This is a genomic window from Rickettsia endosymbiont of Seladonia tumulorum (genome assembly GCF_964030815.1).
Lineage (GTDB): Bacteria > Pseudomonadota > Alphaproteobacteria > Rickettsiales > Rickettsiaceae > Rickettsia.
The window spans coordinates 826,172-837,993 of record NZ_OZ034963.1 but is presented as its reverse complement, the minus strand read 5'-3'; the positions used below and the strand labels follow the sequence as shown (position 1 = coordinate 837,993).

The window sequence follows — 11,822 nt, the reverse complement described above, 5'->3', positions numbered from 1 at the left end:
ATATTATTATCGTGCTAAGCTTTTAGGCGTATTTGATCGTAATAATGCTGGTTGTGACTGTTTTATATTAGATTGTTCATTTTTTATATTCTGTCCTATTTTTTTTGCAGAATTAAATGCTATTTTATACTTTATTAGATCTATTACGTTATTAATAACTAATTTTAGTACTTCAAAAACTTTATTGTGATCTAAAGTCTTGTTTGTTTCTGATAATTTTCTTGCTGATTCTTCATTGTCTTTACTAAATATAGCTATAGAATTAGAGATAATAGTTTGAGTTGTAGATTTATGCTTGTGAAGTACAGTAATTAATTCTTGAATTGTAGGAAATATTTCTGATTTTATTAAAGGGCTAGATAAAATTTTAGCTACATTTAAATATTTATTTGTTTCTTCTTTATCTAATTGTTTTATTTGTTCTATATCAGATGCTGCAATTAATTTTTCTTTAAAATCACTAAATATAATAGGTTTTAATGCTTCATGTAATTTATTTGTATCAGTTTCATTTTCTAAGATTTTACCTATAAGTTTTGAAATAATAGGGGTAGCATCTTGTAATATATCTAAATTACTAACGTTTTTTAAAAAAGTTTGCTTTATCGTATTATTCGATTTTATATTTGTTGTTATAATTTCGGCTAAAAGATTGCCTATCTTATCATCTTGACTTAAAAATACTCCTAAATCTTTTAATATTGGAGTAACATTTATTTTATTAAATAATTGTTGAATATGATCTTTTGAGTTGGTCTTTAAAGTGAATTTTACAGCTAAATTAGCAATAGTCATAAAATTTTTAGGATCATCAAAGCATTTATCTAATATTTGATGAATAAGAGGAGTTAATGCTCGAGTAACTTTTTTGTCATTTTTAAGAGCAAAGTTCAAGGCATTGGGCAAAATTTTAGAAATTGTTGTTTTAATTACTTCTTTATTCTTTTCTAAAAATGCTACACTATCAGGATCTTCTATTAATTTTAGTAAAAAGCTTTGATTCTCTAACTTACTTTTCTCATCTTTATTTAAAAATATTTCTTCTATTTTTTTTATATCATTTACTAAACTAGGTATTGTTTTCAACGTTGAAATAGCTAATTTCGGATTTTTAAATATAAATTTAACACCTTTATACCCAGCTTTTAGTTTTTTATCTTCTGCTAAAGCTTTGAATATTTTATCTAGGTCATTATTTTTTTGTAAAGCTTTCTCTGATATTTTAAAGAGCTTTTGTTTTAACTTTTCATAATCATAAGTTTTGTCTTTCTTATTTTTACCTTTAGTCGTTTTATCTTCCGGAAGATTTATTATTGTTTCAGTAGGAATATTATCTTTAACTTTTTCCTTTTTGTTAATTTTAAATATATTCTTCAGCTTCTTTTTCATACATATTCTTCTATTAAAATTCTAAATCTAAAACCCTAATTAGAATAAATATCTAACGCTATAATATTTTCGTGTATCCTTACTACTGGTTGACTATTAACTAACATATTAAACTATTAAGATTTATTAACCATATTGTAATAAAGCTATAGTATATTGTCAATGTTTAAATAATCTTAATGCTTACAGCTACTTCCATGAACATGAGGAGGGTGCATTTTTATATATTTCAGCATTTTTTTAAACAAAGTGTCGCGTTTTAGTTTAGATAAGTGATCTAAAAAAACTTTGCCATTTAAATAATCTACTTCATGCTGAATTACTGTTGCTAAAAAATCTTGTGCTTCTAGCTCTTGTTTATTCCCTTGATAATCAAAGTAATTTATTTTTATTGCTTTTGATCTGGTAATAGGTGCTTCTATTCCTGGAAATGATAAAGATCTTTCCATAAATGTTTGTTTGTCACTTGAGAAATAAGTTATTTCCGGATTGATAAAAATAATAGGTGATGATTTGTTATTCTCATGTAAATCAACTACCGCTATACGCTTTAATATACCGACCATATTAGCACCAAGCCCTACCGCCCTTTCTATCTGCATAGTATTAAGCATTTTATCTACAATAATGCGAATATTATCATCAACGACTTCTATATGTTCTGCTTGCTTCTTAAAGATATCGTTTGGAGCGTAAACTATTTGATAGTAAGATTTTTCTTGGTTCATAATACTAATTTTTAATTATAATTGTTGATAATATATTTTGATTATAAGGTTCTTGCAAGTGATAAGAGCGTCTTTTGCTAGGGTATTTTGCTGGGTTTGCATAAGTATCCTCTGTAATCCTTTTAATATTTTTAACTCCTGTTTGCTTAAGCTGTAATTCTACAAATCCTGGTAAATCAAACATATAATGATTTTCTTTTTTTGAATTTATGAAGAATTGTTTGTTATTAATATCTTTATCTAAAAAAGCTTTATAATATTCTACATCAACTTCATATGATCCTTGAGCTATAGCAGGACCTATTAGTGCAGCCAAATTTTTTGCACCTTTTTCTATCATCTTATTAACTATGTTATGGATAATACCGTTTATAGCACCTTTCCATCCTGCATGTGCTGCTCCAATTATTTTACCATCACCGCTTGCAAGTAACACTGGTACACAATCTGCAGTTTGCACTGCTAGAACTAAATTTTTTCTAGTAGTAATACTGCCATCAGCTTCAGGTATGATAATAGAATTATTATCTGCATCAATAATATCTATACCGTGAACTTGATTTAAAATTAGAATATCTTCTGCTTTAAAATAATCAGTTATGGCTTTTTTGTTTCTTATTATTTCTATTTCATCTATAGAATTATTTTTTTTTACATATCTATGACTAGAATCCTTGAATGTTCCGTCAAAAATTTTATAATATACTAGTCCGTTTATTAGTGCTTCCATGCAAATATCCTATAATAATTTTATTAATACCTTATCTAATAACCTACAAAAAAAGAAACAGCTAGAAAAAATCATTTTCCAATTTCATAAAGATTATAATTTAATACCTATTATTGGGGTAGAGATAGAGTTTTACTTAAGCCCTAATATTGATATATCTAAATTTGAAATACTTGCAAGAAAATATTTAACGAAGTTTAAAATTTCTAAAATAAAAAAAGAAAAGGGTAATAATCAATTCGAAATAGATCTTCCTCCATCCTATGATTTAGTAAATTATGCAAAAATGATACTTAAAGTTAAAAATACTTTAACAAAAATAGCTGAATATTTAAATGGTCATACGGATTTTTCTCCTAAACCTTTTTTAAATGATTATGGAAATAGTATGCATTTCCATATAAGTTTTGATATAGAATCTGGCGATTATATAATTTTAGCAGCACAAGGTTTATGCCATTATATGCTAGATACTCTACTTGCTTTTATGCCTGGTAGTATTGATTATTTACGCCTTGACAAAGATTTTATGGCACCAACTCATGTATCTTATGGAGGAAATAACAGAAGTGTAGCTATTCGAACTCCAAATGTTGTTCCTAAACGTTTAGAACATCGCTTATCTTCTCCTGAAACTGATCCTTATATAGCAATTTTTACTATTTTAAAGTCTATATTATTATCTTTAAAATTTCCAAATTCAATTAAAAAAACAGAAAAGATTTACGGAAATGCTTTTGATCCGCAATATAATTTAACACCATTACCAACGTCAGCTCAGGAAAGTTTTAAGCTATTTAAGCCAGAGTTTTTTAGATAAAATTTTTTACCAAAGATGTATATAATTATCAATCTTCACGAAACCTAAATTAGAAGCTATAACTTTTTATATACTTATTTATTAGAGCTATAAATATTAGTAAGTTCTACGTAATTTCTTACATTATCTTGCATCTCTTCTAGCTCTTGATCTGTTAAATATCTAACGAATTTTGCAGGGCGACCCATCCATAATTCTTTAGATTTAATTATTTTTTTAGGAGGTACAAGGCTTCCTGCAGCAACAAAAGCATATTCTTCTATTACTGCATAGTCCATTATTGTGCTACTCATACCAATAAAGGCATTATTGCAGATAATACAAGCATGAATAAGCGATAAATGACCAATAGTTATGTTATTGCCTATTTCTATAGGACCATTAAACCTTGAAGTATGAATTACGCTGCCGTCTTGTACGTTAGTATTATCCCCTATCTTTATTGATTCAACATCTCCTCTTAAAACAGTATTAAACCAAATGCTTGATTTACTTCCAATTTTAACATCCCCTATTATAGAACTACTTGGAGCAATATAGGCTGTTTTATCAATGTTAGGTTTAATTCCTTTATAGGGGATAATAATCATTAATTATAATCTACCCAAGAAATATTACCATCTTTACGATAATACACTATATTTATACGATTATTATTAACGTTCTTGAATACTACTGCTGGTAAATTTTCTAAATCCATTTTCATTACTGCTTCTTTTACTGATAGCTTTAATATTTCTACAGGTTTTTCAGCAATAATTATTGGATAATTAGCATCATTTGTATCATTAGTATTTTCTTGATCTTGAGGACTAATAATATATTTAGTACCTTCAGAATCGATTTCAGATATTTTTACTTTACCTGTGTGATGATTTTTTAGTTTTGATTTATATTTTCTAAGCTGCTTTTCGAGTTTTGCCATAGCTTTGTCAAATGCTACATATATGTCATTGCAGCTCTCGTTACTCTTAACGATATTATGCTTACCTGAACCATATTTTGCTATAATATCGCATTTAAAATTTATTCCTTCTTTTGAATAATGTATATCTGCACTTATTATATCAGAAAAATATTTTGTTAGAACTTGGTTAACTCTTTCTTTTGAATATTCTTGTAAATTATTACCAATAGAAATATGTTGTCCTGAAACTGAAATAATCATAAATAACCTTATAGCTTAAAATTAGAACTATAACTATAACGTAAATATTAGTTATTAGTATGTATAGATGTTAACTAGTAACATCTATACAATTAATTTATATTTAGCGTAATTTCAAGCTTTTATTACAAAATAAATCTCCTTCATAGGTAACTGATTTATTTTGTTGTAGTCTAATTAAGCCTTTAGTGATTTTTCTTACTAAAGAGGGTTCTATCCCTGCTTCAAAACATATGGTAATAAAATCTTCATTATCTATAAAAATCCATTTTTTAGCTGCATCTTCTGCTTTTTTAGCTTCTTTTTTTGGGGAAGTATTAGTTGAATCAATTATTGCTTGCATAATAATAGCGAGCCTAAGTGCAATATCAGGTAAAGGATTATAAAATTTTAAGCGTTCAAAAGGGGTAGCTAATTTAATAACGGATGGTTTTGTCATATTATACTCTTAATTATTGATTAATAAAAATAAGATTCCTTAATATAAGCGAACCGGCTTATATGCTGCCCTTATTAAGAAAATCTTAAAAAAGTATAATAATTTTTAAGAGTTCAACTAAGGATGGAAAAAGAGATTACTGATGATTGTTTTAGATTTTATTATAATACTGACTCATATAGCTCAATTAGTTTAGATTTTCTGCCTGTCATGCAGAAAGTCGCGGGTTCGAGTCCCGTCATTCTTGCCTTATTTTAAGGGTTTTTAGTATTTTGTAAGTTATTTAAATATTTCATATGCTGTATATATGCTCCAAAAAAATGAAAATAAACTATTTTATCCTTGCACGATCGAAAGAATTGTTATATATAATTTGTTATCCCTTAAAGGGGGGTGTAGCTCAGTTGGTTAGAGCGTCTGCCTGTCACGCAGAAGGTCGCGGGTTCGAGTCCCGTCACTCTCGCCAACATCCTATAAGACTTTAAGTTTTTTCTAACTTCTTTATCTAAAACAGCTTAATATTAAGTTAAACAGTTACATATATTAAAATTATTTAAGTAATTTTAATCAAATTTATTTGCAGTTTGTAATATTATAGTGGATTATTATAATACAGGTTTTGATTAGTCATTGCGAGGAGTGGCAAAGCCGAGGGCGGAGGCAATCTTATTAAACATCCTGAGATTGCATCAAAGCTATGCTTCTCGCAATGACGTTTTTCAACAAGCCCTTTAAATACATAGCAAATTAATTATGATTAATATCTTTCTAATTATCATTTCTTTATTTATTTCTTTAATAACCTATCTATTTATCAGAAAAACGGATATTTTCACTAAGCTATTAATTCTAAACAGTTTAACTAGTGTGGTGAGTTTATTTATTTGCTGCTTGGGTTTTTATCTAGGCAATAGCTCATATTTAGATATAGCAATTATTTATTTTTTATTGAGCTTTATAGCAACAAATGGTTATTTAAAATATTTTGTATATGAATCAGATAAAAACAAAGCAGATTGATAAAGTTATTTTGGGATGTGGTTTGAGTGGTATGCTAACCGCTCTTGCTTTTGCCAAAAAAGGTATAGAAACTACTATATTTGAAAGTAAGGCTGTTAAAAGTCCTAGTTTTTTTAACGATATTAGAACAACAGCTTTGACGCCGGCTTCTAAGGATTTTTTATCTTCCATTGATATGTGGCAAGAGCTGGAAGAGTTTGTAAGCCACATGAAAGATGTTTATGTAGTTGATAATAAAGCTCCTGAGATATTGGAACTAAAAAATGATAGTTCTTTAGGGTATGTAGTTCAGAATAACGATTTTAAGAAAATATTATTATCAAAAGTAATTGGTAATCCACTGATAACATTAGTTGATAATAAAGAATATCAAAAAGTTATGAGTCATAACGAATACTCTATTATTAAGTTTAATAACGAAACCTACGTTAAATGTAATTTATTAATTGTATGTGATGGAGCAAATTCAAAGATTAGATCACATTATTTTGCGAATGAAATAGAAAAGCCATATCAAACAGCTTTAGTATTTAATATTAAGCATGAAAAACCACATGAGAATTGTGCTATGGAGCATTTTCTGCCCTTAGGACCTTTTGCATTATTGCCGATGAAAGATCAACATAGTTCTTCTGTAATATGGTCAACTTCTTCTGACCAAGCTGCTTTAATTATGCAGCTGCCTATTGAAGAGGTTAGATTCTTAACGCAAAGAAATGCTGGTAATTCACTTGGGAAAATCACTATTGATAGTGAAGTAAGAGGTTTTTCTCTCAAAGCTCGTATAGCAAATAGGTATTTTCATAATAAAATAATACTTATTGCCGATAGTGCTCATATTGTGCATCCATTAGCCGGTCAAGGACTTAATCAAGGTATAAAGGATATTGAATCCTTAATTATTATAGTAAGTAATAATTTACCGCTATCAGAATACCAAAAATCAAGACAAGCAGATAATTTTATCATGTATAAGCTAACTGATGAGCTTAATAATATTTTCTCAAATCATTCAAAAAGTTTAAGGCATTTAAGACAAATAGGGTTTAAAGTGATAAATAACTTTAAGCCTATTAAAAATCTGATTACTAGCTACGCAATCGGTAAAAGGTAAAATATACTCGATGAACTTGAAAAATTGGCTACGTCGTCTTATAAGATCTGTGGTGCTCACGTATTAAGTATACGCTCCGCTCCGAGGGCTTTAGACTCCTTGCTCTTTTCCAAGTTGATCTTCGTATACCCAACTTTTCATTTATTATATGTATATTTTTTATTGTTTCAATTCTTAATGTTAAGGATGTAAATTTATGAGTAAGGAGAGTTTAAAATCGTCGATTAATACGCTTGAAGAGGGAGTAAAAAGTGCAGAAGAAAGTAATAAACTTAAACCTTCTATAAATACGCCTGAAGGGGTTAATGTACAAAATCCTGAACCTGTACAAGAGCAGGAACAACCAGCACCCTCAAATCCCCAAGAAGAGAAAAAAACAAGAAAAATATTAAAGGATGATCCTAAACTTAAAGGCACAAGAATGGCACAAGCTGGAGCTGCAGCTACTGCACTTGCAGGAGCTACTGCTGAGGCAGGATATCATGTAACTGCCGGGGTGGTTAAAGGAGTAGGTAAAATTGCTGCACATGATATTGTCGGCGGTGTTGAGCATATAGTAGAAGGAGTAGCTAAAGGCGGGTCTAAAGTAGCAACAGCTGTTTCAAAAGCAGCTGATCCACTCGATAAAGCTCGAAAAGGTGGAAAAATTAAGGAAGAAGGACAGCATAGCCCTGGCTTATATGATAAAGCTCTTAATAAAATTAGAACTAGTGTGCCTGGTGGTAATACAATAGCAGATGGTTTAGATAAAACGTATAAGGTAATATCAAGCAAAGGTACTAAAAGAATTCTTAAAGTAGGCGGTGCTATTAGTTCAGTAGCATTAAATCCAACACCTATAGGTGTAGAGAATAAATAATCAAACATTAAAAGAATTTTTAGATACACCTAATATAGATAAGCTAAACCAGATACAGCTTGAAGCGGCATTTGCTACAAAGCAAAAAGAAGTAGGAGCAAGAGATGAGTTTAAAGAACCTCCTGAGAAAACTGGTTTTCAAAAAGTTAAATCGGCAGTAAAAGCTGGAGCTAGTTATTTTGTTGAAGCACAATTTGGGGAATAAAAGAAGCGTTTAGCAAAGAAAATAAACAAACTCAAGTTTCAGTAATTCCAAATGCCACTAATAAAGTACAAAAGCCCGAAATAAGTAAAGCACAAGAGCAAGCACAACAACAAGTTCATAATATGCAAGAGAACCTTACACATGGTAAAATTAGCGGCTATAGTAATAGTGTAACACCGCCACAACAAACACAAAATGCTTCTAAACATCATGAATCTTTTGTGGGGCGTTAATTGTTAGTAAAGGCTTATAATTATTTAATAAATTATATTTTACCGCAAAGATGCCTAAGCTGCTTAGAAATATTAAGTAGTAGTGGTGAGTTTTGTGGAGATTGTTGGCAGAAATTAGAATTTATAGCAAAACCTTATTGCAATATATGTGGTCAGAGATTTAGCGTAAAAATCTTAGATAATGCAGTTTGTGGACGTTGTTATAGCAAAAAGCCTAATTATAATCTCGCTCGCAGTCTATTTAAATTTAATGAATATAGCAAAAAAGTAGTTCATCAATTTAAATATCAAGATAAAACGATATTTGCTAAAACTTTCGCAAAGCTTTTATGTAATAGATATTTAGAAGATATAAAAGATGTTGATTTAATCATAGCTGTGCCGATGAATAGGTTTAAAAGGTTACTGCGGATGTATAACCCGCCTCATATTCTTGCAGAAGAAATAGCAAAAATTATGAACCTTACAGTAAAAGCCGATATATTGATTAAGTCAAAATGGACAAAAGCCCAAACTTTTTTATCAAAAAGGCAACGTAAAAACAACATAAGTGGTAGTATCAAATTTAACACAAAACATAATATTATAGGAAAAAAAATTTTATTAGTGGATGACGTAATTACTACGGGTGTTACTATAAATGAATGTAGTAAAATATTGCGAGCAGCAGAAGCAAAAGAGGTTAAAGTGGTGAGTGTGGCAATGACTTAGACACAATAATGTCATACCGCGACTTGATCGCGGTATCTTAGGACGCAATCTGTGACACGAGACCCCGCGATCAAGTCGCGGGGTGACAAAATTACTGGATCCCGTGGACAAGCCACGGGATGACACATTTAATAAAACCAATAGGAGTAGTTTATGCAAAATGAAATAAAAAAGGTTTGTGTTATAGGTTCGGGGGTGATGGGGTCAGGGATCGCTGCTTTGATTGCTAATTCATCTCATCAAGTTGTATTGCTTGATATTGCTGATAAAAATTCAGATGACCCAAATAAAATAGTAAAGAATGCTATAGAAAATTTGCATAAACAAAAACCGCCTCCTTTAACTTTTCCTGATAAAGCGGAATTAATTACTATCGGTAATTTAGAGCATAATTTAGATCTGATTAAGGAATGTGATTTAGTAATTGAAGTTATTGTTGAGAAATTAGAAATCAAACACCAATTATATAACAAAATTATTCCTTATCTTAAAAAAGATGCAATTATAGCCTCTAACACTTCTACTCTGCCGCTTAAGAGGCTAAAAGAAAACTTACCAGATGATATTAAATCTCGGTTTGTCATTACGCATTTCTTCAACCCGCCAAGATATATGGAGCTTCTTGAGCTAATCATCGATCCAATAGTAAAATCTGAAATAATAGACAGAGTTTTAGGCTTTTTAACGAAAACGCTCGGTAAGACTATAGTAAAATGTAACGACACGCCTGGTTTTATTGCCAATAGAGTAGGGTGCTTTTTACTTGAGTTAGTAGCTAGAAAAGCAATAGCTGAAAAGCTTGATTTTGTGATGATAGATAAGATTTTTACTTCATGTTTAGGGTTGCCAAGTACTGGAATTTTTGGGCTATATGACCTAATTGGTCATGATGTGATGAAGCTAATTTCTAGCTCGTTACTTGCCAGTCTGCCTAACAATGATGCCTATCATAAAATATATGTGAATACACCTTCGCTAGATAAGATGATAGAACAAAAATTAATAGGACGTAAAGGGGGAGGTGGTTTTTATCGCTTATCAGTAACAAATGGTAAAAAAACTAAGGAAGTTATAAATATAGATAATTTATCTTATAAGCCTGCCCAGAAAACGGATATTTCATTTAATAATCTTGATGAGCTGCTTGCTAGTAATTCGGTTTATGGCAAGTTTTTTAATGAGATTATTACAGAATTTTATCTTTATTTAGCAAGTTTAGTGCCATCTGTTACCGATAATATTTATGATATTGATGCGGCTATGAAACTTGGCTATAGCTGGAAATATGGACCATTCGAGTTGCTAACTTCACAAACTAAAAATAGCTGGGATTTAATAGTGAAAAATGCAAATTCAATTCCGCCATATTTAGCAAATAAAGAATATCAAAAAATCGATAAACAGAAATTTAATGCCCATAAAGATATCTTAAAAGAAAGTAAAATAGTTTTAGAAAATGATTCGGCAAAGCTGTTAGATTATAAAGAAAATCTAGTTTTTGTTATTACTACGAAAATGAATTGTCTAAATCATGATGTGTTCTATTTACTTCAAGAATCAGCAACAAAAGCATAAGAGCAGGGGAAGCATCTATATATCTACCCGCAAGGTAATAATTTCTCAGCTGGGGCAGATTTAAAGCTGCTGCTTTCTTATATTGAAGATGAAAATTTCCACGACTTAGAGAATTTACTGAAAGTAGGGCAGCAAACTATGCTGCATTTAAAATATTCTGCGGCTCACATTATTAGTGCTGCGAAAGGTGTAGCACTTGGCGGTGGGTGTGAAATATTACTGCATTCAAGCCATATTGTTGCAAATGCGGATTTAAATTCCGGGCTTGTGGAGTTTGGTGTTAGTTTAGTTCCAGGTTGGGGCGGAATTACTGAAATGTTTGTAAGAAGCAAAGGTGATAAAGCTAAATTAATTAGAAATATCAGAAATATTTTAGAACAAAATAAATCAAGTTCAGCGGATTATTTTAAAGCAGATTATAGTGTAGAAAATATTTCTATAAATATGAATAAGCATTATATTTTAGAAGAAGCACTGGCGTTAAAATTACCTAAGAAAATAGTGCCAGCTCCTCATAAGCTTACTTTGCCAAAAATAGACCTAGCGAAAGAAATAGATACATCAAAATATGATGATTTGCAAAATAAAGTGCTTACCAAGTTCCAGAATATTATAGATAAGCATAATGAAACAAATGAAGAAGAATTAATGGAATATGAACGAGAAATATTTTTAGAACTCGCTAAAGATTCTAAGACAATAGAGAAGCTGAAAGTGATTATTTAGAAATATTTTGTCATTGTGAGGAGGTTATTTTAATAACCGACGCAGCAATCTCATAAAGCAATATAAAACTCCTGAGATTGCTTCGTCAATTACTTCGTAATTTCC

11 protein-coding genes, 2 tRNA genes and 1 pseudogene are annotated in these 11,822 nt (G+C 30.0%); 8 read left to right on the top strand and 6 right to left on the bottom strand.

Features of this window, described 5'->3' with window-relative positions; translation table 11 throughout:
- Positions 1-6: 6 nt before the first annotated feature.
- From AAHF54_RS04125 to pgeF, 3 genes are all read right to left on the bottom strand, one after another.
- Positions 7-1,389 (bottom strand): hypothetical protein, encoded by a 1,383-nt coding sequence (locus AAHF54_RS04125; RefSeq protein ID WP_342169825.1) that lies wholly within the window; start codon positions 1,387-1,389, stop codon positions 7-9.
- 176 nt (positions 1,390-1,565) lie between these two features.
- Complete coding sequence (gene def / locus AAHF54_RS04120; RefSeq protein ID WP_341795096.1) at positions 1,566-2,117, bottom strand: peptide deformylase; 552 nt, start codon at positions 2,115-2,117, stop codon at positions 1,566-1,568.
- A gap of 4 nt (positions 2,118-2,121) precedes the next feature.
- Complete coding sequence (gene pgeF, locus AAHF54_RS04115; protein WP_342169824.1) at positions 2,122-2,847, bottom strand: peptidoglycan editing factor PgeF; 726 nt, start codon at positions 2,845-2,847, stop codon at positions 2,122-2,124.
- Here pgeF and AAHF54_RS04110 point away from each other — a divergent pair.
- Positions 2,846-3,667 (top strand): glutamine synthetase, encoded by an 822-nt coding sequence (locus tag AAHF54_RS04110; RefSeq protein WP_342169823.1) that lies wholly within the window; start codon positions 2,846-2,848, stop codon positions 3,665-3,667. The two genes, pgeF and AAHF54_RS04110, sit on opposite strands and share 2 nt — an antisense overlap.
- 74 nt (positions 3,668-3,741) lie before the next feature.
- Here AAHF54_RS04110 and AAHF54_RS04105 read toward each other — a convergent pair whose 3' ends face one another.
- The 3 genes from AAHF54_RS04105 to AAHF54_RS04095 all read right to left on the bottom strand — a co-directional run bounded on the left by AAHF54_RS04105 (position 3,742) and on the right by AAHF54_RS04095 (position 5,274).
- Positions 3,742-4,257 (bottom strand): gamma carbonic anhydrase family protein, encoded by a 516-nt coding sequence (locus AAHF54_RS04105; RefSeq protein ID WP_342169822.1) that lies wholly within the window; start codon positions 4,255-4,257, stop codon positions 3,742-3,744.
- Positions 4,257-4,835 (bottom strand): ribosome hibernation-promoting factor, HPF/YfiA family, encoded by a 579-nt coding sequence (hpf, locus tag AAHF54_RS04100; RefSeq protein ID WP_341788051.1) that lies wholly within the window; start codon positions 4,833-4,835, stop codon positions 4,257-4,259. The genes AAHF54_RS04105 and hpf overlap by 1 nt, the downstream gene beginning before the upstream one ends.
- A gap of 103 nt (positions 4,836-4,938) precedes the next feature.
- Complete coding sequence (locus AAHF54_RS04095; RefSeq protein ID WP_342169821.1) at positions 4,939-5,274, bottom strand: hypothetical protein; 336 nt, start codon at positions 5,272-5,274, stop codon at positions 4,939-4,941.
- A gap of 180 nt (positions 5,275-5,454) precedes the next feature.
- Between AAHF54_RS04095 and AAHF54_RS04090 the strand changes: the two genes are divergently transcribed.
- The 7 genes and pseudogenes from AAHF54_RS04090 (at position 5,455) to AAHF54_RS04060 (ending at position 11,717) form a co-directional block, all read left to right on the top strand.
- Positions 5,455-5,514, top strand: a tRNA-Asp gene (locus AAHF54_RS04090).
- 149 nt (positions 5,515-5,663) lie between these two features.
- A tRNA-Asp gene (locus AAHF54_RS04085) sits at positions 5,664-5,740 on the top strand.
- Positions 5,741-6,027: 287 nt separating this feature from the next.
- Positions 6,028-6,294 carry a monovalent cation/H+ antiporter complex subunit F gene (locus AAHF54_RS04080; RefSeq protein WP_341788049.1) on the top strand — a complete coding sequence of 89 codons (267 nt, stop codon included), beginning with the start codon at positions 6,028-6,030 and terminating at the stop codon, positions 6,292-6,294.
- Positions 6,266-7,408, top strand: a complete 1,143-nt coding sequence (gene ubiH, locus AAHF54_RS04075) for a 2-octaprenyl-6-methoxyphenyl hydroxylase (RefSeq protein WP_341788048.1) — start codon at positions 6,266-6,268, stop codon at positions 7,406-7,408. Before AAHF54_RS04080 ends, ubiH begins: the two co-directional genes overlap by 29 nt.
- A gap of 196 nt (positions 7,409-7,604) precedes the next feature.
- Entirely contained in the window at positions 7,605-8,267 is a 663-nt protein-coding gene (locus AAHF54_RS04070) for a hypothetical protein (protein ID WP_342170251.1), read from the top strand.
- A gap of 438 nt (positions 8,268-8,705) precedes the next feature.
- Positions 8,706-9,416 (top strand): ComF family protein, encoded by a 711-nt coding sequence (locus AAHF54_RS04065; protein ID WP_341788047.1) that lies wholly within the window; start codon positions 8,706-8,708, stop codon positions 9,414-9,416.
- A 153-nt stretch (positions 9,417-9,569) separates the two neighbouring features.
- Positions 9,570-11,717, top strand: a pseudogene (locus tag AAHF54_RS04060) (3-hydroxyacyl-CoA dehydrogenase/enoyl-CoA hydratase family protein).
- Positions 11,718-11,822 lie beyond the last annotated feature (105 nt).

Bases quoted from the DNA above. Each gene is read 5' to 3' on its own strand.
- AAHF54_RS04110 (WP_342169823.1), top strand. From the start codon at position 2,846: ATGCAAATATCCTATAATAATTTTATTAATACCTTATCTAATAACCTA.
- hpf (WP_341788051.1), bottom strand. From the start codon at position 4,835: ATGATTATTTCAGTTTCAGGACAACATATTTCTATTGGTAATAATTTA.
- AAHF54_RS04095 (WP_342169821.1), bottom strand. From the start codon at position 5,274: ATGACAAAACCATCCGTTATTAAATTAGCTACCCCTTTTGAACGCTTA.
- AAHF54_RS04070 (WP_342170251.1), top strand. From the start codon at position 7,605: ATGAGTAAGGAGAGTTTAAAATCGTCGATTAATACGCTTGAAGAGGGA.
- AAHF54_RS04080 (WP_341788049.1), top strand. From the start codon at position 6,028: ATGATTAATATCTTTCTAATTATCATTTCTTTATTTATTTCTTTAATA.
- AAHF54_RS04125 (WP_342169825.1), bottom strand. From the start codon at position 1,389: ATGAAAAAGAAGCTGAAGAATATATTTAAAATTAACAAAAAGGAAAAA.
- pgeF (WP_342169824.1), bottom strand. From the start codon at position 2,847: ATGGAAGCACTAATAAACGGACTAGTATATTATAAAATTTTTGACGGA.
- AAHF54_RS04105 (WP_342169822.1), bottom strand. From the start codon at position 4,257: ATGATTATTATCCCCTATAAAGGAATTAAACCTAACATTGATAAAACA.
- ubiH (WP_341788048.1), top strand. From the start codon at position 6,266: ATGAATCAGATAAAAACAAAGCAGATTGATAAAGTTATTTTGGGATGT.
- def (WP_341795096.1), bottom strand. From the start codon at position 2,117: ATGAACCAAGAAAAATCTTACTATCAAATAGTTTACGCTCCAAACGAT.